The sequence below is a fragment of the Algoriphagus jejuensis genome (assembly GCF_039523455.1).
Classification (GTDB): domain Bacteria; phylum Bacteroidota; class Bacteroidia; order Cytophagales; family Cyclobacteriaceae; genus Algoriphagus; species Algoriphagus jejuensis.
Genome location: NZ_BAAAFI010000037.1, coordinates 1 through 26,510 on the forward strand (window position 1 = coordinate 1; position 26,510 = coordinate 26,510).

Consider the following 26,510-nt stretch of genomic DNA (forward strand, 5'->3'; position numbering starts at 1 on the left):
AGGTTTCGACACTCCACTTTTTCATCCCGCAACTTTAGCTCTTAAATCACGGCCTATCAAGATGCAGTTCATCGGAGGGATACAATTAAATGACGAACTAATTAAAGGGAATATTTGTATTGTATACACCAGGCAGACAAAAGAAAATTTTTCTGTATTCATTTCTAATACTCCGCTTGGTCAACATAAAATAGTAACTCCTTATGATGGAAGTTATGGCTCACCTCTTTTCCTCTATCCTGAATCATCCGGTCAGTTAAGTTTGGGCGAATCCGAGACCCGCACGCCGAATTTGGATATGAAGATCGTGGATCAGATTGCGAAAGGCTTGGGCTTTACTTTTACCTCTGAAAAAGGGGAAGAAGGAGAAGTCTGCTTTGCGGAGAGTGGGGAGGTGATGCCCGATTATCGACAAAGCTTTGCGCCGATTGATTTGCTGGATTACATCTATGCGGTGCTCCACTCGCCTACATATCGGGAGACGTACAAGGAGTTTTTGAAGATCGACTTTCCTCGGGTGCCCTATCCGACTGACACAGGCAAATTCTGGGAACTGGTCAAGTTGGGCGGGGAATTACGAGCCCTGCATCTGATGGAGAGTCCGGCCTTGAATCAGTTCATCACCCAGTATCCAGAGGCTGGCGAAAATGAGGTGGAGAAGCCACGGTTTGTCTCGTCATTGCGACCGACGCAGGAGGGAAGCAATCTCCCTGATGAGACTGCTTCGGCGAAAAGCCTCGCAGTGACGCAGGACCCGTCCTTGCAAGAAGGCACGACGAAGCAATCTCCACCAGTGATTGGCCGAGTCTATATCAACGATATCCAATACTTCGACTCCGTCCCCGAGCTCGCTTGGAACTTCTACATCGGCGGCTACCAACCCGCCCAGAAGTGGCTCAAAGACCGCAAAGGCCGAGTCCTCGACTTCGAAGATATTATGCATTACCAGCGCATCATCAAAGCCTTGACGGAGACGGAGCGGGTGATGAAGGAGATTGATGGGGTGGGTTTTATGGAAGGGGCAGAGGGATGAAAATTAGGAAAAAAAGTAAAATTGCAATATGTAAGAACTGGATAAATAGAAATAGGGATTTTATAAACCTTTTTTCAACAATCCTTATAGCTATCATGTCTCTTACGGTTACTTGGGCGTCTTATAAGATTATGCAAAGTCAATTAAATTTGAATTATAATTTAAGTATGCCAATTTTTGAAATCAATCAAAACCAAAAATACAATCCAAATTCAGGTTTTTATGAAACGAATGAAATTACTATAGAAAAGGTTTCTGGATATGGAAATAACTTTCATTCAAATTTAATTTCTATCATTGAATTTAATTTACATGATTCCCTTTTTAATTCAAAGGATATAAAATATATTTTATATGGATACTATGAGACGACATTTGTCGGAAATAATTTTTCAGAAACTCATACTGGATATAAAAACAATTTGAAATTATTGGAATTTACTAGAAATATGGGAGAGAAACTTGAAGATTCGTTAAAATTTAGATATGCCTTTATAAAAATTATTAATTATTTAAAAATTGATTATATTGATATAAATAATACTAAGAAAACAAATTATTATAACGTTGATTTCAATAGAACGACCCTTCTTGATGAAGATGCGGAGATTTTATTTAAAGAATTTGGTCAAATGGAGACTAAAGCAAAGTATATCCAATTGTTTGATTGGAAGGACTCGGAAGGTGATTCAGTTTTAAGAAGAGTTGTTGATGATTTTTATTCCGTAAAATAGTCCCTTCTCGGCGTAGTCCAATGCCTTTCAGCTTTGAGTTTCCGTGGACGCTGGTTGTATTCCGCGATAGCCATCGAGAGTTTCGAAGCTTTCTTATTTCTTCTAATTTGTAATCCCACTACATAAAATCAAATTATCACAAGATAAAATCTATTATACCCTAAACAAAAAAAAGTAAAATGGCAAAATTTTTAAACACAACAGGAGTTTCCTATCATTTAGAAGAGCTAATCAAAGGGACTAAAGACCGATTAATTCTTATAAGTCCATACTTGCAATTCAATGACCGTATCAAGGAACATCTGAGTAACCTAAATATTCAAAAGCGAGATATCAGAGTAGTTTACAGAGAAAACAAACTTCAATTTGAAGAAAATAATTGGCTAGAAAGCCAAATAGGCATTCGCACAAGTCTATGCAAAAACCTTCATGCAAAGTGTTATCTGAATGAAAATGAAGCGATCATAACATCAATGAATTTGTATGAGTTTTCGCAACAAAACAACAATGAAATGGGAATTTACATTTCTAAAGCACAAGATCCAGAGTTGTATAATTCGGCACTCGAAGAAGCTCATCGGCTAGTAACAATTAGTGAAGAAATAAGAGTGACCGTGAAAAAGGTGACATCTGACACTCCTCCAAGAATTGAAAAGAAAGTGGTTGAGACTGCACCTACTTTTACAAAGTCATCAGACAGGCAGGCTGGATTTTGCATCAGATCAGGCATTTCAATCCCCTTCAATGTTGAAAAACCAATGAGTTTTGATGCCTTTAAGTCTTGGAGTAAGTATGGGGATCCAGAATACGCCGAAAGATTCTGCCATTTTTCAGGCGAACCTTCCTACGGAGAGACTACCGTAAGTAGGCCAATACTGAAAAAGAATTGGAGGAAGGCAAGAGAAATATTTGGTCTTTGATTTTCCCGTTTCGCTTGGATATTAGAGTAAGCGGAATTTGCAATTCCAGACTCAATTCTTAGTGAAGGCTTGGCACTTGTCTAGGTGGAGTTACCAACTCCACCTTTTTTTTGGATTTTATAATTCCCAAAATATGAAACCATAATGGGGCTATAGCCCTTCAATCCTTCAACCTTGTTTTTTTAGCGCATAGGGATCATAGAAAGCATAGGATAAAAGTCCCATCGGGACGACCGATGTGATTGCCAGCCGTTTTAACGGCTGGTCTTGATAGTGCTTAAATGTTGTGGTAATGATCCCGAAGGGATCAAACCTTGAATAGCCATGGGTGTCCGCGATAGCTATCGGGACCCGTGGAAACGTAACAAACAAAGTCCATCAAGATCCCGAAGGGGTCGAATTATTAAATTTGATCCGAAGTATCTTTTATAAGTTCAGCCCTTTCAGGGTTGCCGGAACTCCTTCCGCACATTCATACCCCCGGTTTTACCGGGGGCTATTGAAAGGTTAGACCCTTTCAGGGTCATTTTTCGACAACACCCAACCCCCGGTCTGTGTCCTCACAGACCGGAACCAATCATAGGTTGCACTAGCTAAACCAAGTGAATACTCAAGCACCACCATTGTATAGTTTTTCTATGCGGTTTAAAAAATTAGAAAAAGAAAAGGCCGGAGGTAATTCCGGCCTTCTAAATTAGTCTTTGTTTGCCTCTTCCTCACTTTGGGCGAGTAGAAAGGCCTTCATAAATTCATTCAAGCCTCCATCCAACACACTCTGCGCATCGGAGGTCTCGTGGGCGGTTCGGTTGTCTTTCACCAGTTTGTAGGGGTGAAGGACGTAGTTTCGGATCTGGGAACCGAAGTCCACTCGGAGTTTAGAGGATTCAATCTTGGCGATCTCGGCGTTTCGCTTTTCCAACTCCAGCTGATAGAGTCGGGACTTGAGCATCTGCATGGCTTTCTCCCGGTTGGCGAGCTGTGAGCGCTCGATCTGGCAGACGACCACGATGCCTGTCGGCTTGTGAGTCAGCTGGACTTTCGTCTCCACTTTGTTGACGTTCTGTCCTCCAGCACCTCCTGATCGGGACGTGTGGAGTTCTACATCAGCAGGGTTAATATCGATCTCGATCGAATCATCCACTTCCGGATAGGCATAAACCGAGGCAAAGGAGGTGTGTCTTCTTCCCCCTGAGTCAAAGGGCGAAATTCGAACCAAGCGGTGAACACCCGTTTCGGACTTCAGGAATCCGTAAGCCAATGGCCCCTCAAACTCCAAAGTAGCCGATTTGATCCCTGCAACTTCACCGGGTTGGACGTCCACTTCTTTGACTTTGTAGCCGTTCTTTTCTCCCCACATGATGTACATCCGCATGAGGATCGAGGCCCAGTCGTTGCTTTCTGTTCCCCCGGCACCCGGGTTGATTTCAAGGACTGCATTGAGCTGATCCTCCTCATTGGAAAGCATTTTCTTCAGCTCGAGTTCTTCGACGGCATCTCTTGCCTTGACGAATTCGGCTTTCAATTCCTCTTCTGAAACCTCTTCCATGCTGTAGAATTCATACAGCACTTCCAGGTCCTGGATTTTTTGATCCAGGCTTTCAAAAGAAGTAGTCCAGGCCTTTCGGGCTTGGATGTGTTTCATGGTTTTTTCGGCTTCTTCCGGATTGTTCCAGAAGTCTGCCTGGGCCGATACGGCCTCGAAGTCTTGGATCTCTACTTTCTTACGATCGTAGTCAAAGATACCTCCTCAAAGCCGATGTGCGGGCTTTCAAGTCTTTCAGTTGTTCTGAAGTCATCTGTCTAGTTGGAAAATTTAGTCTGCAAAAGTCCGAAAAAATATCCGCTTTTGCCAGCCCGAATTGATTAATCCAAGTTCTTTAGGATGATTTGAATCCCGTAGCCCGTGGTGTTTTTGAAAGTCTTGTACCGCAGCGGAAGCAAGGCTAATCCGGTGCCGATCAGGATGCCTGAGGTAATCACCACACCGGAATCGATACTGTCATCGTCCTCCTTGATTAAGGTGTTGACTGTCTCCACACTGAGCAAGATCCCTCCAGTTCCGAGAAAAAGGGCTGTCAGGTTGCGCATCGTACGATTTCGGGGGTCTTTTTGCCGAATGCCAACTTCCTCGATGTCGGCGGGGCTTAGGATGTTTTCCGTCAGGTAGATGAAGTCTTTGTCAAGACTTACAATCTGGTCGGTGACGAAATAGTCGAGCTTCTTGCTTTTGTAGGTGATGTCTTCTCCAGGGTAAAAACGGATTTGATTTTTCTGGTTGCTGCCTCTTTTTAGAAGGATAAAATCTTTTGATTGCGCTTGCGCTCCAAAGATCAAAGAAAGAAAAAGTAAAGCCGCTAACGCTATTTTCATAAATGTATAGTAACCAAAAAAAGGGAAGTTGCCTTCCCGTATAAATTAGATTTTATGGGTACACGGTACCCGACCAGAAAGAGAACAACGTTAAAAACCTATTTGCTTAACCGTGTTGAGAACACTACATCAATACATGGTTACCGTTCTTTCTTCTCAATTGAGGAAGAAGACTAGCTCCTGGACAGGAATAACAATCCGATAGACTAGATTTTTACGATCCAGCCCCTCGAATCATCTATCTCTCCGTATTTGATACCATCCAGCTCTTGAAGCACTTTGTAGGAAAAGGCACCCGGATTTCCATCCGGTAGGAGGTAGTCTTTTCCGTTTACGTTGATCTTGGAGATGTGGGCAATGGTTGCAGCGGTGCCGGTTCCAAATGCCTCTCGAAGTGTTCCTTTTTCCAATGCTTCCTGAAGTTCAGCAACGGTGAGGAAACGCTCTGCCAATGGCTTGCCCCATTCTTTTGCCAGTTGAATGACAGAGTCTCTGGTGATACCTTTGAGGATGGTTCCTGTATTGGTTGGAGCGGTGATCAAAGTTCCGTTGATGTCAAACATCACATTCATGGTGCCGCTTTCCTCGATTTTGCTGTGGGATTTTCCATCTGTCCAAAGCAGCTGATCGTAGCCAGCTCGTTGTGCTTGAAGCGCAGGGAAAAGCGATGCGGCGTAGTTTCCAGCGGTTTTTGCGCCGCCAGTTCCGCCTTCAGTAGCTCTGGTGAAGTCCGTCTCCACTTTTACGCTGACAGGCTTGCTGTAATATGCACCGACAGGACTTGTAAAAATGATGAATTTATAGGTGTCGGAAGGTCTGACCCCGATGTAATTGTCCGTGGCAAACATGTAAGGGCGGATGTAGAGGCTGGAGCCCTTTCCGTCAGGCACCCAATTTCTGTCCAAATCGACCAACTGGAGTAGTCCTTCCATGAAGATCTCCTCGGGAATCTCGGGCATGCACATTCTCACAGCGGATTCATTCATTCGTTGCGCATTGGCATCGCCTCGGAAGATCAGGATTTCGCCTTTCTCATTCTTATAAGCCTTCATGCCTTCGAAAATTGACTGACCGTAGTGAAGCGCAGCGTTGGCTGGATGAAGATCCAATGCGCCGTAAGGTTGGATCCGAAGATCAGTCCATTCCCCGTTTTTATAGTCCGCCACAAACATGTGGTCAGAGATAGTCTTACCAAAGACCAAGTTGGAAAAGTCTGTTTCGGCAAGTTTGGACTTGGTGGTCTTCTGAACCGGGATAGCAAGTGTGGTCTTCATACGCTTTAAAATTTGGAGGCTCGTGTCCTCATTTTTTCTATTTTCCTTCTAATCCAAATCGGACGTCGGCTTGAATTCAAGGCAATTTACAAAACTGCTTTTGCTTATTTTAGTCTTGGTGCCCAAGTTACTTCTTCGACTTCAAGTTCTTGTGCCATTTTTCTACCCAGAACGAACAGGTAGTCCGATAGCCGATTAAGATATTGAATGACCAACTCAGAAACCTGTTCGACAGAAGCCAATTCCACTGTGATCCGCTCTCCACGCCTGCATACCGTCCTTGCCAAATGACAAAATGAAACCGACTGATGACCTCCGGGAAGAATGAATGCAGTCAACATCGGCAGTTCGGCTTCCATCGAATCCACCGCTCGCTCGAGCATTTCTATGTCTGCGGGATCAAGACTTGGTTTTTTTACCTTGTCTTTGCCGGGAGCAGTGGCAAGGTCGGCACCGACAGTGAACAGTCGGTCTTGGATTTCTTTGAGGAAACCAGTCCGTTTCTCGTTGACCGCTTGATCCCTTAGCAACCCGATGTAGGAATTGAGTTCGTCGATGGTGCCATAGGCGTCAATCCTCAAGTCGCACTTTGGTACCCGCAAGCCGCCAAGTAGTGATGTGATACCCTGATCTCCTGTTTTTGTATAGATTTTCATCCAGTCACCGTGCTTTTCAGTGACAAAAATAAGAATCTATTTGAATTTAACGGGATGAAATCAGGCGTGTGCCGGTACGCCTCGGGTAGGATTGGGATTGATCGTGTCTGTTTCGACCAAGCCGTCGCGCAGTCTGACGATTCGGTGTGCATAGTGGGCGATATCGTCTTCGTGAGTCACCATGATGATGGTGTTGCCTTTTGCGTGGAGCTCGTGAAAAAGCTCCATGATGTCGTGGGAAGTCTTGGAGTCCAAATTACCGGTAGGTTCATCGGCAAGGATGATACTTGGATTGTTTACCAACGCTCTGGCGATGGCAACCCGTTGACGCTGTCCACCGGAAAGTTCATTCGGGCGGTGTTTGGTTCTTTCTCCCAAACCTACGTTGTCCAATGCTTTGAAAGCCATTTCAGATCTCTCAGCTTTGCTGAAACCTGCGTAAACAAGCGGTAGAGCCACATTGTCAAGGCAAGAAGCTCTTGGGAGTAGATTGAACGTCTGGAAAACAAAACCGATTTCCTTGTTTCGGATGTCAGCCAGCTCATTTTCGCTCATGTCGCTGACGTCTTTTCCGGCCAAGACATACGAGCCTGCTGTAGGTGAGTCCAGGCAGCCAATGATATTCATCAGGGTGGATTTCCCGGATCCGGATGGGCCCATGAACGCCACATATTCTCCACGATCTACTGATATGCTCACTGACTTGAGGGCTTGGATGATTTCTGAACCCATTTTATAAGTTTTGTTGATATCCTGGGTTTCGATGACTCTGCTCATGGTATAAAATTTTGTTTAAGATAGTGGTTTAGTATTTATTATTCCGAAAGCCGGTGGGTCAAAATACGTGAAAAAAGCCTAAAAGTTGGTGCCCTGCAGGAATTCAATTTCATCCCAACTCATCCAGGTACTCATCTCCTGAATCGCATCCGTGGCATAGTTTCCCAGACCGATACGTTTGGCTGCCTGGACTTTTTTGATCCAGAGCAAGGGATCTTTGCTGAACTCGCTCGCTGTGTTGAGCAATTCATATTGGGCTAAAGGATCTTGGAGTCTATCCGCAGCGCTGAGAATCAATGGGGTGCGATAGGGATTCGCGCTCAATTCTTCGCCAACTTGGAGGAATTCAGAGAAAGCGAGGAGCGAAGCTTGATTTGACCAATTGGGGTTTTGAAGGAACTGAGCAAGTTTCTCCTCATTTTCTACTTTTCCTTTCAGGACTTTTCCGAGCTCATTTAGTTGATATTTAGTCAGGCCATGGGCTTTTCTTTCCAAAAGCAAGTAGGCCAAAGTTGCTTTCATTTCTTCAGACGGTAGTTCAGCCCATTGATCGAAAAGCTTTTCAGGGGTCATTTGATTAAACTTGGCGAGCAAAGCGAGAAACTCATCCGGAGAATTTGATCCCGGAACCTGATATTTTGCTTTTAATTCTGTGCTCTTTTCTGCAAATCCACCCAGTTCCAAAATCGTCAAATGATAAGGTCTGAAGGCTTTGAAACCTTTTTCTTCCGAAGCGATGATGTCTTTTGACGCTTTCTCAAAATCCAGATTCCGAGCCAAGATTCCAGCTGTCAGGTTAAGGTAATAGCCCGCATCGCCTGGGTTTCGGAAGGCAAGTCCGTTCAGGTTTTTAACTGATTCGGTCACTCGCCCTGCGGCTAGACTTCGGATCGATGCTGTCTCCTGTACTTGCATTAGGTACTCCAGCATCGCCGGATCGTGGCTGATTGAGTCGATCAGGGCGAGGTCTTCCGGGGTCTTTGAGAAGCTTTTGATTGAGAAAAGATTTCTGATTCCGGCGTTCAAAATCATTGGTGAAGCTCCTTTTTTCAGTTCTTCGTCAAGACTCTTTAGCTCGGCTTCGGAGCTTGCTTCGCCTAGGAGATTTCTTCTCGCCATTCGATTGATCTGGGGGATCAATTCATCGCTCGATTCGGTTGCAAAACGTTCGGTCTGAAACTTGCTTTGAAGGGCAATCAGATTGGAAGCAAGTACTGGATTGGTTTCTTGGTAGTCTTCTAGCAGTTTGAGTGCCTGCTCTGGTTTTTGAACTCTGACATAGAGCAAAGCCAGGTTATTTGCTAAGTAAGGATTGTTGGGGAATTTTTTTAATCCGTTTTCCAAGTAAAACACCGCCTCAAAAGGTTTGTTCTCCCGGATCACCCGCGCACTGAGCAAGAGAATATTATCCACCTGCGGCGCTTCGGCGAAACTTTCATCCAAGTGTTCCTTCGCCAGAGTTGGCTGGTTGAGATCAAGAAGGAGTTGGGAGGTTGTGTTTTTTGCTTTTCTATTTTTGCGAAACGTATCCCAGGCATTTTCATACAAAATACTCGCTTCCAATTTTTTGCCTGTCTGATAGTAATAATCCCCACGTATGTTGGATGTAAGCGAACTGACCTGTGGTGCCAAGATCGCATCCATATAGATGGTGACCACCAAGATCGCGATCAAGCCCCCGATGCGAAGGTGATAATAGGGGAGTGAAAATGGCTTGTACAATATTTTGTCGACCGACTTGCCGGAGTCCATGACCGAGAGGAAATTGCTCAGGAGGTAGACAACGAAAAACAACGAAAATCCAAATTGAGAATAGACAATCAGTTGTTTCAAAAACTCCGAAGCGGCTTGATTTTGGGAGATTTCAAGTTTCCAGATTACCCAAAAAACCAGTGAAAATCCGAGTACGAATAGTGCGTTTAGATAGTTCGGTTTTGCAGCGATTTCCGATTCTTGCTTCAGCTTTTCGCTGGTGGATATCCAGCCTAGAGTTCCGATTGGCAGTACGAGATACAGCGGTGAAAAAGTCGGGAAAAGCAGATTGGTTCCGCCTTGCAGTTCGAGAAGAAGGAATACCAGCGTCAGTAAATAAAGAGCACTGATCCCCAATATTTGCCAGGAAATCTTCATGCTGATGTTTTGGTTGGCTCTGGCCAAAAGCAGGTAGATGCCGGAAAGTACGGCATGACCCTGCCAAAAAATCCAGGCGATAGACATGACCATCCCTACAATTAAGCTTTGTTCGGCGAGGTATAATTGAGGATTAGTGATTGGGCTCAGCTTGATCAAGGCTGTCAACGAAATCGAGGACGTCAAGAACACCACCACCCATCGATACCAAAAAGCTGCGTTGGTCTTCCAGACGTGGAAATAGATCAAAGGCAAAACAGTACCAACGATCAGAATAATCAACGGTATGTTAGAGCTGGCCGTTCCGATATTCAGCCCGTTAGCATTAAAAAGCGACAACAACACAATCCATGCGCCACTGGCGAGGAGGAAAGGGATTTTTCGAAACGTACTGAAAAGTGCCAGTGCCGAAACGGCGGTCAAAAAGACTATTCCGCCAAACAAATAGCTTTCACGCAGGGTAAACCTAGCCGGAAGCGAGTGAAACTCCTGAAATATGAGGTAGTTGTCCACCTGAATCGGAAAGGAGAGCGTGCCTAAGTTGACCCAGTCCAGTGGTACGGCAATTGTATCCAAAAAGGCTCCAGGCTCTATATTGGGGTAAATTTCTGCTCCAACTAGCAGCGCATAGCACGCAAAAAGCCCTCCAGACAGTAAAAGCAGGAGGGCAGCTGTTGTTGCGATGAGATTCGAAATGGAGGTGTTTTTTAGCATTCTTATTCCAAAACCTTCGGTACTCGGAAATATTCTGCGTCTCGCTTTGGGGCATTCAGCAATCCGGCTTCGTGGTCGAGATGCTTTCCGACTTTGTCCTCGCGCATCACATTGATTTCCGATGACATGGTTGTGAGTGGCTCTATTCCGCTGGTGTCGACTTCATTCAGCTGCTCCACCCAGTCCAGGATCTGCGACATGTCTTTGGACATCTTTTCGGCAGAACTTTCGTCAAATTCCAATCGCGCCAAGTGAGCGATCTTCTTGATTGAGTCTTTGTCTATCTTCATTTTTTTGGAAATTCTAGGAATGAATAACGGGATTGTCCAAGTCTAGTTGGGATTGGATTACTTCAAAACATCTTTTTTTCAAGTCTTCGTCCGAACCGAATGTACTGGGATTCAATGGCTCATGAAAAACCATCTTGGCACTTCTTCGGTTTAGCAGGAACTTGCCGTCATCGGGTAAAATTAGATGATTGTAGGATAACGTGACAGGTATTACCGGGATTTGTTTTTCGTCGGCAAGTCGAAACGCCCCGTTTTTGAAGGCCATCATCTGGGGAGGATTTTTGGTGAAAATACCTCCTTCGGGGAAAAGGATGATGCTGCTTCCCTGATCCAAAGCTTCGCCAGCTCTGCGCATGGTTTCGGCGCGGCTTCTTAACCGGTCTCTATCCACTGCGATATGAAGGTTTTTGAAATAGTATCCGAAAAGAGGTGCTTTACGGATCGATGCTTTTCCGACAAAAAGCACATCGCCGGGGATGAATCCCATCATCGCAACGTCAAGGTAGCTGAAGTGGTTGGCGAGGAAGATATAAGATTTTCCTTTTTCGATTTTGGCGTTCATTTCGATCTTCACAGGAAGAAAAATCAGTGAGAAGTACACTCTCGCCCAATAGCGGTTGATCTTTCTTCCGTACTTTTTCCAGCCCGGAATCCAGATGCAAACCACGATAAACGGAAAGATGAGCAGGAAACTAAGCACAAAAGTCACCGCAGCATAGATCGAATGGAGGTGTGACAGAAGCCTAGTCATGATTGATCATGTGATTGGCAACCTTGATAAAATATCCTGCCATGAGTTCTTTTGCATTTTGCTCCGGATCGAGTCGGTCGAGGGCAGAGAGCATGGCGTTGAGCCAGTGGTCGCGGAACTCCCGGCCGATCTGCCATGCAAAATGGCGTTGTCTCAATCTCGGATGACCTCGCTCCTCAGAGTAGGTCTGCGGCCCGCCAAAAACCTGCAGCAAAAACAGGAAAAGCCTTCGCTCTGCAGGAGCCAAATCCTCTTCAGGATAGAGTCTTCTCAGGGCTTGATTTTGGGTGACGTTCTCGTAAAAGTATCGGGTGAGTAATCGGATTTGATCTTCGCCGATCAGTTCATAAATGGACTGAAATGGATTCATGCTGTAAACTTAGCCAAATCTTTTAGGTTCAGGCTTCAAGATTTTTTACTTTCAGGGAGGTGCCTTCGGTGGAGATGACAATGATTTTCTCGCCCTGGTCGATGAATTCGCCCCGGGAATAGGCATCGTAGATTTCTCCATCGATGTCCACTTTTCCGCTGGGCCGCAGTCTGGAATGGACTACCCCGGTTTTCCCTTTGAGCGTCTCTGAGTAAAAGCTTGAGGTATAGCCTTGGCTACGTTCCTGAGTGCCAGCGAGGGTGAGATGTCGGAAAGCACCCCATTCATTGACTTTTGGCGTGAGCCAAAATACCATCCCGACCGCTGCAATGGACGCTAATATAACTGTCAATAGTGCTGCAAAAAGTTGGGAAGATGGGACGAAATCAAAGTTGAAATCTTGGTTGGGAAGCATGCCGAGAACTAATCCTCCGATGATAAAGACAATCCCCAACACTCCGAAGATTCCAAATCCGGGGATAACAAAGAGTTCTACAGCCAGTAAGATGATGCCCAAGAAAAAGATGAGAATCTCCCAGTTTTCGGCAATTCCATTGAGGTAATAGGGAATAAAGTAGAGCAAGGTGGCAACGATAGCCGCTAAGATCGGGAAGCCGACGCCGGGAGTTTGCAGCTCAAAATAGATGCCTCCGATAATGATCATGATCAACACGCCGCTGATGGCCGGACTCAGGAAGAAGGAAATTATTTTGTCAATTGTATCTTCTTCGTAGGCCAGAAGTTCGGCGGATTGCAATTGCTGCGACTGAAGTATCGCGGCGATTGAGTTGAATTCACCTTCGCAAAAGCCGTATTTGATCGCTTCCGAGACGGATAGAGTGATCACTGAACCCGCCGCAGAGATCCCATCGATCTCGATTTTCTCATCGACCATTCCCTCGGCGATCTTCGGATCCCGGCCAGTCGCTTCCGCCGTACTTCGCATCATCGACCTCATGTACGATTGGTACTTGTCAGGCGCGGCTTCCCCTCCAGCACCGTTGACGACAGTCGCCGCCCCAATGCTGGCGCCGGGTGCCATGTAGATGCTGTCGCAGGCGATGGAAATCAGGGCACCGGCAGAAGCTGCGTCCTTGTTGATAAAGACGTAGATAGGGATGTCGCTTTCGAGTAGCATCGTGCGAATCTCATCCGCGTCAGTGACCGCGCCTCCATACGTATCCATCTCGATGATGATGAGTTCTGACTCGGTCCTTTTCGCTTCTGCCAGTGCAAGCTGAACCCGACGGTTCATGGCAGGATCGATGTCTGAGTCGATCTTGAAGGTGAAGATTTTCTCAGGTGCCTGCTGTGCAAAAAGAGAAAAGCTCATCAGGCCAAAGAGCAAAAGGAAGAAACAGCGAATTTGCATTTGAGTGTGGAATGAGGAGGAAAAGATACGGATTTACCGATTGAAAGCATGAATTTTCAAGAGGCTAGACTTTAGATTTAGAACCTGACCCTCCGAGAGGCATGAGGTCACGAGAACCAAGCACTTCTGACCATGTATCTTTACGGGAGGGGAATTATTAGGGTGAAACTGGAATGCATTTTTTAGTAAACACCCTTTACGGAAACTGAGTAAATTCAGGTTGAGCGAAGTCGAAACCCAATAGAAATAGATGGTTCTATTCCGTCTACGCAAGCCAGCCATCGCTTTTTGATTTCAATCTTGCCATATTGGTGCGGGATCCTGGAATATGCGAATGGTGCCAACGTTCGCCATTTTTTGATCAGGGTCACTGCTTTTTTCCAAGAGAATCAGACATTTGGAGACGTTGCTTAGAATTGGCTGAAGATTTTCTCCAAAGGTAAATGTTCCGGAAACTATCCATATTCCCTGATAGAAAATTTTATCAAACTGACCTCTTTCTACTTTGTAAAATACTGTAAAATCGTCGCCTTCGCCAGTAGCGATTCCTTCCCCATTTCCACTGTCCAGTCGATCAGGATATTTCGGATCGTTACTCAAAGAGCTGTAGGAAATGATGGCCTCTACGACATCCTTCTCTTTTTCCAAAATAAGTATTTGATCTAGATAGTCTCCGAAAGTGGAGTCGGCATATGAGGGGTATTTTTCGTCATATATACAGTCATTTTTTACTCTGAATTGAACTCCCTCTAGCTCACCCGAACTATATGGATTGTAAACAACCGGTGGATTATGACCGTCGTATATTTTCATTCCATTTCGCTTGATTCTATCCAAAAAAGGTTCTAAGCTTCCTGTTACTTCCAGTACATCTTCAGTGAAAATTTGCTCGACTATTTCCGGCGGAAAAACATATTTAGTCAACACGTTTGAAGGACGGAGTGTGTCTGGAGCGTCATCCAAATCACACGCGAAGAGGCTGCAAATAGCCGCCAAAGTCATGAGGGTTTTTTTTAAAAATACAGCTATAGCTTTCATCTGAGTGGGATTTTAATTGTTCGCTATACCCCCATACTTGTTATATTTAAAAGGACTCGATCATTTTGCCGGTAGATTTCCCATACTTGCCCATCAATACTTCGATTAGGATGGAAATCAGACCAACAAAGAATATTACAATCAGACAATAGGTGGTGAGCATTTTCATCCAGTTGTTGTTTATTGATTCTTGGGTCCATACTTTGCCCTTTTCTTCCGGTGACCCAAAGCCTTCTCGAATAAGATCTTCATCCGACTCTATGTAGGGGTTTTCTTCTTTAAATTTTTTTGCAACGTTGGTATATTCGCTGCCTTTGATGTAATAGCTTACTTCATTTTCAAAATTTTGGTAAGAAAAGGTTCCTTCAATAAAAAACTTGGTATGCATAAATAAAGTAGCAACCAGCGCGACAAAGAAAAATGCACATATCCCTTTTAGGGTGTTTTTCACTTTTGCATTCCACTTTCCCTTTAGCATAAAGGATACCATAAGATTGACCACAAGGCCTATTATACTTGCTAGTGCAGTATAATATAAGGTCATTTCCTCTATTGCCAAGAGCTGAGAAATTGCCCCGCCAAACAGTCCGAATAGTATCCCAAGTAGGGCTGCGCGATATTTAAGCAGTTGGATCATCTTGTGATGTACAAGGGGACGACGATCTTCCGGTCCTGGTCGCCGAGTTGAGGATTGTTGAACACGACCTTGAAATCAATCAATGGGTCTTGAATTGATACTTGATTTCCACTGAAATCCTCTACAACGATGAAAATCTTCGCGGGAGGTAAGCTCGCCACCGCGTAGGTTGCTGGGTCTCGTAGAGGGTGATAGGCATTTGGAATATCCTTCAATGCAGGCAATACATACTTTACTTTATATTTACCTTCCACTTCAGGTCCTTTGGTGATCAGTTCTCCCGCGTCGCTGTATTTATACACGGCAAAAGCGAATTCTTTTAACAGCCCTGCTGCTGCTGATATCGAAGTGCCGGTGCTTGTTTTAAACTCAGAAGATCCTATTGCAAGAAATTCGGGTTCGCCTATCGAAGCCAAATAGTTTTGATTATCACGCAGATCCGATGATATCCACTCACTACTGGCCAGCCCGTTTCGGCTAAGTGCTTTGACATCTCCCACCAATTCAGCTAAATTGTCCGCAATATTTTGCATTAAAGTGACTTGACTAGCATCAGCATTTTTATCAGCTATCACTTGGCTCAGCGTCTGGTTATAGATGGAGAATAGGTCAAAAACCATTTGGTGAATTATTGTAGTCGTTCCATCACTCCCCCAACCTGAAGTATTCACTTCTTGTTTCAGTTGGTTTACAATTGCCGTGATTCTCACTACATTTTGAACAGAAGCATTAGAACTGAGTTCAGCTGCGACCCGCTCTAAATTTAGTTTTGAAATTTCAAATCGGGTTACCTGCCTGTCCAGATCCAGAGCTGTGCTTTTTTCATTTCCAGCAAGCAAATCGCCAGTTAGAGATTGATCCAAATCGGGGAAATCCGGCAGATTCAGCCTTTTCTTTGACTTAATCTCCTCCCTATTGTTCAATGAAGGATTAAGTGTATACATCAGGTTAATAGCATCGGAATTAGGCAAAATATTATGTGCAAGCAAGTAGTCAGGCAGATGTTCCGCAACCGGCAGTTTTGCTCCCTTGGATTTTACCAAGGCATAGGTGGCTCCCGCTACGACTACTCCTCCTACTACGAAAATGACGGGATTGAGACCATCGTCTTCGTCAACCAGCGGGGAGGGGACTATCGGCGCAGATCCTCCAGTCGCAGGGCGTTGAGCTAAAACATGAAAACTGGTGACTAAGCAAGTAAGTGCGGTCAGAATAAATCGAGTACACGATTGAAACATTGATTCATCATTCAACTGTAGCAGAAAAAGTCTCTAAAAATTTTCAGTAGCTGGCTACCTCCGTTATGGCTTTTTGACTGGTTGAAATAACAACCTCTATTCCAGTTTAAACATTAAATTACTAATATCCAATTATTTACAATAGTTTATTCCGGCTTGGTGTTCGATAGAAAGTAGTTTATTTTGAAAGCTTGTTTAATGAAGTATTTACGGCTATCTAGGTTTCTTGAATTCTCCCTCAACGAGTTGAGGGCTAGGTGTGCAGAGTTTTTCGTCTTTTCAATGAAGTATTTCGAGTACGATATCACTAGACAGGGTGCTTTTACCAGCCAATACAAGTTGCTTGAAGCGTTTCAGAGTTTGGTCAATTCGATAGCAAAATCCTAACTGTCACCAGCAGTTGTCCGAAATGCCGCTGGGTGTGTTCTGCGGCGTGAAACAGAAGACCTCCGACACTAGATGGTAGCTGCGCCCGTTCCACACCCCGAAAATCGGTGAGGCTGTCGGGGTCTATTTGCGAAGCGAAAGCCAAATAGGTAGCGATCTCGACATCGAGGTTTTCCAGCAAGATTTCTGTCGTGAGACTGGCATCAGGCACACCTTCGGTTTTCAGGTAGTCGAACTGCCTCTTGTGTGAACTTTCGCCTTTGGCATAGGTTATCATCCGATCCAGCACGCCAGCAATATGCTGCAGATGAACCCCCTGGGCTGGCAACTCCAGAGGGTTTTTCTCAATGCAAGTCGGAGGGAAAGCCAACCATATGCCCGTAGATATCCTCATGCGCCTGCTTGATGGCATTAGACGCAGGTTGTAAGAGGGTAGGAGTGCTTTCCGAGGATCCCCTCAACCATACTTCGGGTTGTTTAGTCATCGGATCAAATTTCGGAAAAAGATCAGTTCGCTACTTGCGGTTTGTAGATCGTGATGGGCGAGGGAAAAGCAGGGAAGATCATTTTTCTAGCGAATAAAGTGGCGATTGCTCTCGTTTTCATTAGTCTGGATTTCCCAGCGGACCTTCCACTGCTGCTTATGGGTTTCCGAAATATGGGCTTTTGGAGGAGGATTGAGGTTATACCAAAACATAGTCTAACGTCCTTTAGTCAACGTTGTGGTCGCTCACCGATCTTTTGCTCCAAAAAAGCCCCTCGGTTTCATTTCTAGCATAATTCTTGCAAAATGTTTATTGAAATTTTTGACCTGTTTCACTTCAATTCCCCAGATTACAATGACTTCCCAGACCAAATTTCTAAGTGCTTTCCTGCTGGTTTTAGTTTTAACTCTTTCTTATTCAAATGCTTCTAATCTCAGCGCCGGAGACTCTGTCGGAGTCGAAAGGGTAGGGAACAAGACCTTTATTTTGCATAAGGTTACACCTCAGGAAACGCTTTTCGCGATATCCAGGAAATACCAAGTGCCTGTAGGTGAAATTCAAAATGCGAACGAAGTCCTGAAGCAAGGTTTGAAAATCGGTCAAACGATCCGGGTTCCTTACATTGAGAAAAACGCCGTGCCTACCGGAGCAGCGCTTCACAAAGTAAATCCGGGAGAAACACTTTTCTCCATTTCTCGGAAATACGGAATATCTGTCGACTCATTAAAGCAGTGGAACAAGTTGATGGGAAACGACTTGAGCGTAGGGCAGGCATTGATTGTGAAAGATGCGAGTCTGGCTAGTGACTATGAGGCCCCCTTAACAGCTCCTACACTCACGGCAGCTGCGGCCACCGGAAGTGCTGCGAACCAGACGCCAAGCGTCGCGGACACTCCGTCGAAAGCTAGCGGCAATCAGGCGAATAAACATTTGGCTCAGCCTGCGACTAAACCCCAGCCTGAACCTGTCCGAAATTCTGCCGCGACAACAGTAGCTGTAGCGAATGCTACTCCGATTGCACCCGGTGAGTGGATTTCACACACGGTCAAGCAGGGTGAGACTCTATTTTCGCTTTCTAACCAGTACAGTTCCAGCGTGGAAGATTTGATCAAATGGAACGCACTGACCTCCAACAATCTGCGGTCGGGACAGGTGATCAAGGTGGGAAGAGCTCAGGAGGGACCATCGACGGTTCCAGTTATTGGTACTCCAAAAGTCGCGGCATCCACGGCCGAAATGGTTGTAGAGCCGACTATCGAGAATACTTCAGGAGGATTTAAGAACATCACCCAAACCGGCCAGGCAGAATTGATCGAGGGTACCGGTGCTCACAAGAAATACCTCGTGCTCCACCGAGACGCTCCGGTAGGGAGTATCATGCGGGTGAAAAACGAGGAAAATGACCTCACGATCTTTGCCCGGGTAGTGGGCACGCTCCCTGAGACAGGAGACAATTCCAAACTGGTGATTAAGCTTTCGCAAGCAGCATTTGACCAGTTGAAAGCGGTAAACCAGCGTTTTCCGGTAGAAGTGCTTTATTGATATTTGCCTTCGTGTCAAGAAAAGAGGCTCTTTCCAGACTTGGGGAGAGCTTTTTTTTGATAGTTTAAACCATAAGAAGTTTTGCAAAGGTTAAATTGATCAAAAGGCGAGAGGGACCTTGAACTCACAGCGGGCAGAATGGCTTGGCATTGTAACGGGGTCAGAGTACCTTTGTGCGTTGCCATTTCATCCATGAGTAAAGTCCAGCTCTTCTTCCATCATTCGTTTCGGTTCATTTGGAATGCAATCTTCATCGTATGCTATCCGATCTTGGCCAGTTTTGGGTTGGTGTTCATCGGACTGACGTTCTTTTTTTCGAAGATTTCCGAATTACTCACACGGATCAAGCCCGAAGGCCACAAAGTGGTACTGAAAGAGACTGATTGGGAGACAATGCCCTATACCAATGAGCTGATTGAAGCCAAGGTATGCAAGCAGATTATGTTTGGCCCGTCTGGATTTAGATTGAGGAGAAAGGACGGCGTGCCCTCGGTCTTGGAAGACCATGTTTTTGGGAACAAAGTTCGTGTGCTTGAGGAGGGGTATATTCTTGAGAAATGGAATACCCTGGATTCGAAAGAAATGCCAGATTTCGATATTTGTCTGTATGATCCGGATGAGGACTCGCTTCGTCCTCTGACCAATATCAAGTGTTTCGACTGGCATGTGGCTGAGAAAGTGGATAATGAACTCTCCTTTAAATGGTTTGACGGGACGCAGGGTGGTGAAGTTAAAGTCGCGCTTTGATGCATAATCTGAAGGAATTCTTGGACGATAAAGTGTCGCATTACAACCGTCCAGAATTTATTGCCAACGACCCAATTTGTATTCCCCATCGCTTTAACAAAAAGCAAGACATTGAGATCGCAGGTTTTTTTGCGTCGATTCTGGCCTGGGGTCAGCGGAAAACCATCATCAACAAATGTGTTCAGCTTTTTGAGTTGATGGACAATGCTCCCCATGATTTCCTGTTGAACCATCGGGAAAGTGATTTGAATGCGTTCTTGAGTTTCAAACACCGAACCTTCAACGACGTCGACACCTTATACTTCATTCACTTTTTGAGCTGGTTTTATCGAGAGCACGAAAGTTTCGAAGAGGCTTTTCTAATAGGTCAAACTGGCGAGATCGATGCCATGGGATCTATCTTATCGCAGTTTCATGGGTTTTTCTTCAGCCTTCCGGATTTTCCAAACCGTACCAAAAAGCACATCGCCACTCCGGCCCGAAAGGCAGCTTGCAAGCGGATCAACATGTACTTGCGCTGGATGGTGCGCTCAGACGACAGTGGGGTTGATTTTGGACTTTGGAAAAAGATCAGTCCAGCTCAATTGATCTGCCCCTGTGATCTCCACGTAGATCGGGTGGGTAGAAAGCTTGGTCTTATCACCCGAAAACAAACCGACTGGTTGACTGCGGTAGAGCTGACTCAAAGGCTCAGAGAGTTTGACCCCGTAGACCCAGTGAAATATGATTTTGCGCTGTTTGGATTGGGGATCGAGGAGAGGTTTTAGCGGTGACGACGGGTTCTGCTTTAAAGTACTGGGCTTGAACAATTTCAATCTATTTGAATATTTCAGTTGATGAATACCGCGTTTGGGAGCAGTAAAAGTAACGACAATGCTTGTGTGTGTTCCATTAAGGCAAACTCCAAGCTTAATAATCTACTATTTACATAGTAGCCCTGGTGTTCCTGACAATGCGTTTTTTCACTTTGAACAAACCAACCTTAGGAGCTGTCAAGGTAGAGTGATCAAACATCTGGCTAATTAATCAATGAAACTTCTTCACCTCAGGTGCCTGTGCGCTGGTGGATAACTCATTGGCGAATCGCTCTGCGTAGTCGTCTAGCAATTGCATTACCCGATCTTGGTTTGCTGATTTGACAATCAATCCGGCGTGGTAATCTAGTGGGACACGGAAGCAAACTTCAGGATCATCAAAGCTGCTTAGATCAGGATGCTCGTATTTGGAAAGTGTCAGGACTATCCCGGCATAGTTTTTTGCGGCTTTGGGTAGTTGGTAAGGTTCATCCTTTGCCACAGCATCTTCGATTTTCGCCCATTCCGTCCAGAGATTGATGTCCGTCGCCGCTTCCACCATCTCGGCAAGATGAGCACCGCCTACTCTGGAGGCAGTCTCCAAAAAGTAGATTTGCCCGTCTTCCCGGCTTTTGATGAATTCGGTGTGCGAGGCCCCACTTTTCAGCCCGAAGGCCTTCATGATCGCCTCATTTACTTTTTTGATTGCTTTGTTATCGTCCGACCCATACTTGAGATTTGCAGATCTGAAGATCCCGCCGCCCTGAGAGATCTCCATGGGAGTGGCGAGGTAGCGGGAAACAGTCAAGAACAGAGTCTTTCCATCCTTTTGCAGACCATCAGCATGGAAGACATCGCCTGGCTTGAATTGCTCTACGAGGTAGTAAACGCGATTTTCGCCGAGCTGATCAATATGTTTCCAGAGGTCTTCCTTATTGTGAACTTTGATAATCCCATGGGCCGAAGCCTCCGATCTTGGTTTCAATACCCAAGGGGCATCGACCGTGTCTGCGAATTGGTTAATTTCAGCATTATTGAATAATGGGGAAAAAGGAGGGACTCGAATTCCGGCATCTTTCGCCCGCATGCGCATCGCAAGCTTGTCGCGGAAATAGCGGCCTGTGGTTTGACCCATTCCGGGAATCCGCAGGTTTTCGCGCAGAAAGGCAGCTTTCTCTACATCATAATCATCCAAAGCGATGATAGCCTCAATTTTATGATCTTTCATCAAACCTCCCACACCTTTCAACAGCAAATCCAAATCCCAGTCGAGATCCAAACCAGGCATGTAAAAAATCTCGTCAATATATTCAAAAGCCCAAGGCTTGTTGCGAAGCTGTTCTGTGGTGATCAGAAAAACTCGATTTCCTTGCTTCTTCAACGCAGTTAAAAATGCGTTTCCTTTGAAATAATTGGAAACGCAGAGAAAAGTTTTGGATATGCTCATGGATGGGAAATTTTGCAGTTTAATGTCAAAAAAAATCCGGCAAAAGTGAACGCTTGCCGGATAAATTTTAGAGTTGATTTTCGATATAACGTAAAAGAAGGCTGACTCCGTAGGCCGTCCCTGTTTTGGTTTTTGCAAATTCACTGTCGCCAAATGCTACCCCCGCGATGTCTAAATGTGCCCAGGCAGGATGCTCGTGGGTGAATGCCTGCAAGAACTTGGCCGCTGTGATGGCTCCCGCAAAGGGCTTTCCATGATAATTCTTGATTTCCGCGATCTCAGAATCCATCTCTTTGCCGTAGTTTTCCCAGAGCGGCAGCGGCCAGGATTTTTCCCCGATAGCTTCTCCAGCCTCTTGCAGTCCATGTGACATGCTACCTTCATTGGAGAAAAGCGCTGCGCATTCGAAACCGAACGTTCCGATAGAGCTTCCGGTCAATGTCGCCAGATCGATGACCTGATCCACCTGATAGTTTTTGACCAGATAGGAGAGTCCGTCCGCCAAGATGAGTCGACCTTCTGCGTCGGTGTCAATGACTTCGATGCTCAGGCCTGCGTGGCTTCCAATGATTTCGGAGGGGAGGTAGGCGTCTTTGTCAATCGCATTCTCTACAGCCGGTACAATGGCAGTCAAATGGATCGGAAGCCCGAGATCTGCTACGAGCTGCACTGTCGCCAGTACCGCTGCAGCGCCACCCATGTCAGATTTCATGTGGTGCATTCCTTGGGTTTTCACGTTCAACCCGCCAGTATCGAACGTTACACCTTTACCGACTAATCCCAGGTGAAACTTGGGCTTGGAAGGTCGATATTCAAGAATTATGAATTTTGATTCTTTTGCAGAGCCTCTTCCTACGGCTAAAAATGCCTCCAATCCCTCTGATTTTGCTTTTTTGGTATCAAATACTTTAATGTCCAACTTCGATTTTTTGCCCAGATCTTTCGCCCAATCTCCCAAGTATTCCGGGGTGATTTTGTTGGGAGGAAGATCGACTAGCTTGAAGGCTTCGATCTTGGCGGCGGCGATTTTTTCAGCTCGTTCGGTCAAATATTTTACCTTTTCCATTGTCGAAGAGATTTCAACTTTCAGTTTCTTAAAGTCTTTGGCTTTCTCTTTTTTGTAAAACCCAATCGAATAAGCACCCAACTGAAATCCAACCACTGCTGCCTCCAATTGCGCTGACGTAAATGTGTCTGGGAAATCCAGAAATATTCCATTTTCAGCTAATGAAGCCTGCTTTGCAAGGATTCTCCGATAGGAATTTTCAAGGGTCTTGTATTCGGGATTGTCTCCCAAACCGACTAACAAAACCAAATGGTCCTTGGATTCAAAGCTGTAGAAAGTGTCTTTTTTTCCGGAGAAAAGAGAAGCCGGAGGAAAGGGGAGCGCCAGCTTTTCCGTAAGGAATTCGCTTATTCCATTTTCAAAAACTGGAATGACCTTCAACGCCCCTGTTGAAGGATTTTTAGGATTGATCTTGAACTGCATAAAATGGGATTTTGGAGATTACTCCGGTTTATCGCTGAAAAACAGCCATTCAATCGCCTTTGGGAACTCGTCGCTCCAATAGGATTCGTTATGTTTGCCTTGCTCGTTGATCGAAAGGCGTACCTGCATTTTGCCTTGGAGACTTTCTCTTTTAAGTAGCCTTTTTCGAAACTTCCTTACATGATCTACCATCGTTTCACTTTCGTCTCCACCAGCGTATAGGTAAAGTCTTGTTCTCTGCGGCTCGAAAAAATCCAGAAAGCCCAGCTTGATCTTGGGAATCACCCAGAGCGACGGTGAAAAAATCATCAGCTTACCAAAGACCTCAGGATAAATCAGACCCGAAAATATACTGACCAATCCGCCCATTGAGCTGCCACCCATGCCGGTATACTCCCGCTCGGGTTTAGTGCGGAAAGTTTGATCAATATATGGTTTGAGTGTTTCGGTGATGAATCGGATGTATTGTTTTCCGTGCCCATGGCCCAATAGTGTCTTGCCAACATTGTACTCCTGCAATCGCTCCTTTTCTCCATGCTCGACAGCGATCACGATGATGTTGCCTATTCCGTAGTCCGACATGACCGCCAATTTTTTGTCGATCTGCCAGTTTCCAAATTCACCATTTTCATTAAATAGATTCTGAGCGTCCTGAAGGTAAAGCACGGGATAGTGCATTTCGCTGGTCTCATAATCATGCGGTAGCAGCGCCCAGATTTTTCGGGTTTTGTTTAGCTGAGGAATTTCAAATTCTTCGGAAATCAGATGGATTTGAGGCAATTGGGAAGGGCGATAGGGAAGCCAATTTTTTCGCCATCTGGCCACTTTTTCAAGTTTGATCTGTTTGTCGTCGTGCCAGTGACGATTGGGAGTTCTGTTTCCGTGTCGATCGATTTCGACCTCGGACCAGTCACCTTTGGTGAATTTATAGATCAGTTCGCCTTGATAATCTGGGCTTTCCGGAAAATTGAACTCGTATTTTCCAGACCCAAGCCTTTTCATTTTGAACCGATAATCCTGAGTTGACCAGTTGTTGAAATTTCCTGAAATATAAACTTGGCGGTCGTCGTCATCTGGGGTGTGCAAGACTATTTTTTTCCCCCGTTTAGGAATGACGATCGGTGGTGCTACTTCTGAAATCATGGGTCGGTGGTGAGTGATGGGTTAACCCGAGGATGCGAAATTAAGTTTTGTCTGGCTAAAAATAAAATGAAAGCGAACTCAGACTGCTTCTCCCGGCCGAAATCGGATTTCCTCCGGATAAGGAAAGGCGTGGATCAGCTCTCCTTTTTGGATTCTTTGCTTCAACGAATTCCAATATTCAGGATCAAACAATTCCTGGTGATATTGAAGGAAGTGTGGCTTGAGGTCGGTTCGTCCAATCATCCAGCGTCGAAAATCCTCTGGAAAGACGTCGTTTTTATGGATGTCATACCAGGGTTCCGAAGCATAGATTTGTTCATAGGTTTCCGCTTTGGGTTTTTTTCGAAAATTCATGTCTCCCAAAAATTCTATTTCATCGTAATCGTAGAAAATCACCCTTTTTTGTCGAGTCAGTCCAAAGTTTTTGGTCATCATATCTCCTGGAAAAATATCCGCCTGGGCGAGCTGCAAAATCGCCCTTCCGTAGTCCTCTACGGCGCGAAGTCCATCCTCGGTTGAGCAAGTTTCGAGAAATATGTTTAACGGAACCATCTTTCTCTCAGTATATAAATGTTTAATAACGAGAAAGTTTTCCTTAACCTCAAGCAACGAATTAGCCGTGTTTCGCAGCTCCTTCATCAGCTCATCACTTACCCGATTCAGCGGGATCTTGAAGTACTCAAACTCGTGGGTGTCGGCCATTCTGCCAACGCGATCATGGAGGGAGACTAGCTTGTATTTCTCCCGGACTTCCTGTCGGGTCATGTTTTTTGGTGGCTCGAAGTGATCTTTGATCAATTTGAAGACGATGTTCAGCGAGGGTAATGCAAACACCGTCATCACCATTCCCTTGATCCCCGGTGCAATTACAAATTCGTCTGAGCTTCGATCCAGATGATAAAGAAAATCGCGGTAGAAAAGTGTTTTGCCATGTTTGTTGAATCCTATGGCATTGTAGAGTTCGTGGATCTTTTTGTGGGGAATGACAGAGCTTAAGAAGCCGATGATCTGCGAGGGAACCTCCGCTTCGACCATAAAATAGGATCTTGTAAAGCTGAACAAGTGGCTCATCAAGTGTGGGTCAAAGATCAAAGTGTCCACGTAGACGCCCTTGGGCCCGTGCATAAACGGGATGATAAAAGGCATCCATTTATTTCCGACAAAGGTTCTGCCGATCAAGTAAGCGGCTTTGTTTCGGTAGAAGACCGGTTTGAGAAGTTGTGTCGTCGTCCCCACTTCAACCCGGTATCTAGTGAGGATTACTTTTTTGACCCCCTCAACCAAAAACTCGGCGTCTTTTTCCCTGTCCATGTACGGTACACCAAAATCAAAGTCGTCGAGAATTTTTCGGATGATTTGCTCCAGTCCGAGTTCGGCAGGGTAGGTGTGTAACAGCTCGGAGTTTTTATGAATCTCGCAGGATTCATAGCCCTCCATGACAAACATCAGCTCTTCATCCAGTGGATTGTTCGGGAACGCCTTTCGAAAGACAGAGTTGAAGAAAGTCTCCGCGAGCTCTACATCCGGCAAATCGTGGATCAGCCGCTGGTATTCCATTCGAATAGACGCCCAGATATTCCGGTTGGCGGAGTCATCCCCTAAAATGTTGTGAAATACCTTTACCAGCTGAAACAGGAGATCCTTGTATAGCCTTAGTCGCTGGCGGTGATTGAGTTGTGTTGCCGGCCAGTTGCGCTCTGCAAAGTGAATCGGGGCAAGGCGTGTATAAGTTTTGAAAGTCTCGGTATAGGCTACAAATCCTTCGAATATATGGATGGCAAGTGGCAGCGCTCGTAATGGCATAGAATATTTGGTAGTATCGGCGAGAAATTAAGTTTTTTCAATTGTTTATCGGTTGTATTTTTTAAAAAAAAGTCCTGATTTTCTGCCGATTACAGTTCGCTGAAATTCACAGAATATAATTTTGAAACTTTTTCGCAATCGATTGTTTGGTGGATATGAAAACATTTTTTACTTTTCGGCTGTATTCATAAATTGAATATCTACAATAGGTTTAATAGGTTTGAGAGCAGGAAAAGGCCCGGATGATATCCAGGCCTTTTTTGTATTTTAGATCAGCCCAAATTCTAAATAATATTTGGTTGGGAGCGTTCACTACAGAGATTTTCTTCAACCTAGTCCGGTCAACACTGATTTGATTTTTGATTCACT

General features: G+C 45.1%; 25 protein-coding genes. 7 read left to right on the forward strand and 18 right to left on the reverse strand.

Annotation, left to right across the window (positions count from 1 at the left end):
* The 3 genes from ABD031_RS14800 to ABD031_RS14810 form a co-directional block, all read left to right on the forward strand.
* Window positions 1-1,033 (forward strand): type ISP restriction/modification enzyme (locus ABD031_RS14800; RefSeq protein WP_343852828.1); only part of this gene is annotated, 1,033 nt, incomplete at its 5' end.
* A gap of 95 nt (window positions 1,034-1,128) precedes the next feature.
* Entirely contained in the window at window positions 1,129-1,767 is a 639-nt protein-coding gene (locus ABD031_RS14805) for a hypothetical protein (protein WP_343852830.1), read from the forward strand.
* 179 nt (window positions 1,768-1,946) lie between these two features.
* Window positions 1,947-2,687, forward strand: coding sequence for a phospholipase D family protein (locus tag ABD031_RS14810; RefSeq protein ID WP_343852831.1), 741 nt, complete (start codon window positions 1,947-1,949; stop codon window positions 2,685-2,687).
* 694 nt (window positions 2,688-3,381) lie between these two features.
* On the opposite strand, the gene prfB is transcribed toward ABD031_RS14810, so the two are convergent.
* The 13 genes from prfB to ABD031_RS14875 all read right to left on the reverse strand — a co-directional run bounded on the left by prfB (window position 3,382) and on the right by ABD031_RS14875 (window position 16,010).
* Window positions 3,382-4,483 (reverse strand): peptide chain release factor 2 gene (gene prfB, locus ABD031_RS14815; protein WP_343852832.1). Its coding sequence is split into 2 segments (ribosomal slippage): window positions 3,382-4,422 and window positions 4,424-4,483, totalling 1,101 coding nucleotides; the frame shifts between segments, so codons are not numbered across the junction.
* A 67-nt stretch (window positions 4,484-4,550) separates the two neighbouring features.
* Window positions 4,551-5,057, reverse strand: a complete 507-nt coding sequence (locus tag ABD031_RS14820) for a hypothetical protein (RefSeq protein ID WP_343852834.1) — start codon at window positions 5,055-5,057, stop codon at window positions 4,551-4,553.
* Between the two features lie 206 nt (window positions 5,058-5,263).
* Complete coding sequence (locus ABD031_RS14825; protein ID WP_343852836.1) at window positions 5,264-6,331, reverse strand: branched-chain amino acid aminotransferase; 1,068 nt, start codon at window positions 6,329-6,331, stop codon at window positions 5,264-5,266.
* A 104-nt stretch (window positions 6,332-6,435) separates the two neighbouring features.
* Window positions 6,436-6,987 (reverse strand): cob(I)yrinic acid a,c-diamide adenosyltransferase, encoded by a 552-nt coding sequence (locus ABD031_RS14830; protein WP_343852838.1) that lies wholly within the window; start codon window positions 6,985-6,987, stop codon window positions 6,436-6,438.
* 60 nt (window positions 6,988-7,047) lie between these two features.
* Window positions 7,048-7,764 (reverse strand): ABC transporter ATP-binding protein, encoded by a 717-nt coding sequence (locus tag ABD031_RS14835; protein WP_343852840.1) that lies wholly within the window; start codon window positions 7,762-7,764, stop codon window positions 7,048-7,050.
* Between the two features lie 78 nt (window positions 7,765-7,842).
* The gene (locus ABD031_RS14840) at window positions 7,843-10,608 is read right to left on the reverse strand and encodes a tetratricopeptide repeat protein (protein WP_343852842.1); all 2,766 of its coding nucleotides are present in this window, start codon (window positions 10,606-10,608) and stop codon (window positions 7,843-7,845) included.
* Between the two features lie 2 nt (window positions 10,609-10,610).
* Window positions 10,611-10,898 (reverse strand): Asp-tRNA(Asn)/Glu-tRNA(Gln) amidotransferase subunit GatC, encoded by a 288-nt coding sequence (gatC, locus tag ABD031_RS14845; protein WP_343852844.1) that lies wholly within the window; start codon window positions 10,896-10,898, stop codon window positions 10,611-10,613.
* 13 nt (window positions 10,899-10,911) lie between these two features.
* Complete coding sequence (locus tag ABD031_RS14850; RefSeq protein ID WP_343852845.1) at window positions 10,912-11,649, reverse strand: lysophospholipid acyltransferase family protein; 738 nt, start codon at window positions 11,647-11,649, stop codon at window positions 10,912-10,914.
* Window positions 11,642-12,019 (reverse strand): globin domain-containing protein, encoded by a 378-nt coding sequence (locus tag ABD031_RS14855; RefSeq protein WP_343852847.1) that lies wholly within the window; start codon window positions 12,017-12,019, stop codon window positions 11,642-11,644. The genes ABD031_RS14850 and ABD031_RS14855 overlap by 8 nt, the downstream gene beginning before the upstream one ends.
* 28 nt (window positions 12,020-12,047) lie before the next feature.
* Complete coding sequence (locus ABD031_RS14860) at window positions 12,048-13,391, reverse strand: NfeD family protein (RefSeq protein ID WP_343852849.1); 1,344 nt, start codon at window positions 13,389-13,391, stop codon at window positions 12,048-12,050.
* 294 nt (window positions 13,392-13,685) lie between these two features.
* Window positions 13,686-14,429, reverse strand: a complete 744-nt coding sequence (locus ABD031_RS14865; protein ID WP_343852851.1) for a hypothetical protein — start codon at window positions 14,427-14,429, stop codon at window positions 13,686-13,688.
* A gap of 46 nt (window positions 14,430-14,475) precedes the next feature.
* Window positions 14,476-14,988 (reverse strand): hypothetical protein, encoded by a 513-nt coding sequence (locus tag ABD031_RS14870; RefSeq protein WP_343852852.1) that lies wholly within the window; start codon window positions 14,986-14,988, stop codon window positions 14,476-14,478.
* A 74-nt stretch (window positions 14,989-15,062) separates the two neighbouring features.
* The gene (locus ABD031_RS14875) at window positions 15,063-16,010 is read right to left on the reverse strand and encodes a hypothetical protein (RefSeq protein WP_343852854.1); all 948 of its coding nucleotides are present in this window, start codon (window positions 16,008-16,010) and stop codon (window positions 15,063-15,065) included.
* A gap of 33 nt (window positions 16,011-16,043) precedes the next feature.
* Between ABD031_RS14875 and ABD031_RS14880 the strand changes: the two genes are divergently transcribed.
* Window positions 16,044-16,238 (forward strand): hypothetical protein, encoded by a 195-nt coding sequence (locus ABD031_RS14880; protein ID WP_343852855.1) that lies wholly within the window; start codon window positions 16,044-16,046, stop codon window positions 16,236-16,238.
* Between the two features lie 430 nt (window positions 16,239-16,668).
* Here the strand turns inward: ABD031_RS14880 and ABD031_RS14885 are convergent, their stop codons facing one another.
* Entirely contained in the window at window positions 16,669-17,085 is a 417-nt protein-coding gene (locus tag ABD031_RS14885) for a DinB family protein (RefSeq protein ID WP_343852857.1), read from the reverse strand.
* A gap of 445 nt (window positions 17,086-17,530) precedes the next feature.
* Between ABD031_RS14885 and ABD031_RS14890 the strand changes: the two genes are divergently transcribed.
* From ABD031_RS14890 to ABD031_RS14900, 3 genes are all read left to right on the forward strand, one after another.
* Complete coding sequence (locus ABD031_RS14890; RefSeq protein WP_343852859.1) at window positions 17,531-18,718, forward strand: LysM peptidoglycan-binding domain-containing protein; 1,188 nt, start codon at window positions 17,531-17,533, stop codon at window positions 18,716-18,718.
* Between the two features lie 192 nt (window positions 18,719-18,910).
* The gene (locus ABD031_RS14895) at window positions 18,911-19,465 is read left to right on the forward strand and encodes a hypothetical protein (protein WP_343852861.1); all 555 of its coding nucleotides are present in this window, start codon (window positions 18,911-18,913) and stop codon (window positions 19,463-19,465) included.
* On the forward strand, window positions 19,465-20,232 hold the full coding sequence (locus ABD031_RS14900; protein ID WP_343852863.1) for a TIGR02757 family protein: 768 nt from the start codon (window positions 19,465-19,467) through the stop codon (window positions 20,230-20,232). The genes ABD031_RS14895 and ABD031_RS14900 overlap by 1 nt, the downstream gene beginning before the upstream one ends.
* Before the next feature lie 259 nt (window positions 20,233-20,491).
* On the opposite strand, the gene ABD031_RS14905 is transcribed toward ABD031_RS14900, so the two are convergent.
* From ABD031_RS14905 to aceK, 4 genes are all read right to left on the reverse strand, one after another.
* Entirely contained in the window at window positions 20,492-21,706 is a 1,215-nt protein-coding gene (locus ABD031_RS14905; protein WP_343852865.1) for an ATP-grasp domain-containing protein, read from the reverse strand.
* A gap of 67 nt (window positions 21,707-21,773) precedes the next feature.
* A complete protein-coding gene (locus tag ABD031_RS14910; protein WP_343852867.1) occupies window positions 21,774-23,195 on the reverse strand; it encodes a leucyl aminopeptidase family protein in 1,422 nt (473 codons plus the stop codon).
* An 18-nt stretch (window positions 23,196-23,213) separates the two neighbouring features.
* Window positions 23,214-24,338 (reverse strand): alpha/beta hydrolase, encoded by a 1,125-nt coding sequence (locus ABD031_RS14915; RefSeq protein ID WP_343852869.1) that lies wholly within the window; start codon window positions 24,336-24,338, stop codon window positions 23,214-23,216.
* Window positions 24,339-24,416: 78 nt separating this feature from the next.
* Window positions 24,417-26,141: a bifunctional isocitrate dehydrogenase kinase/phosphatase gene (gene aceK / locus ABD031_RS14920; RefSeq protein ID WP_343852871.1), complete on the reverse strand. Its 1,725-nt coding sequence runs from the start codon at window positions 26,139-26,141 to the stop codon at window positions 24,417-24,419.
* Between the last annotated feature and the right edge of the window lie 369 nt (window positions 26,142-26,510).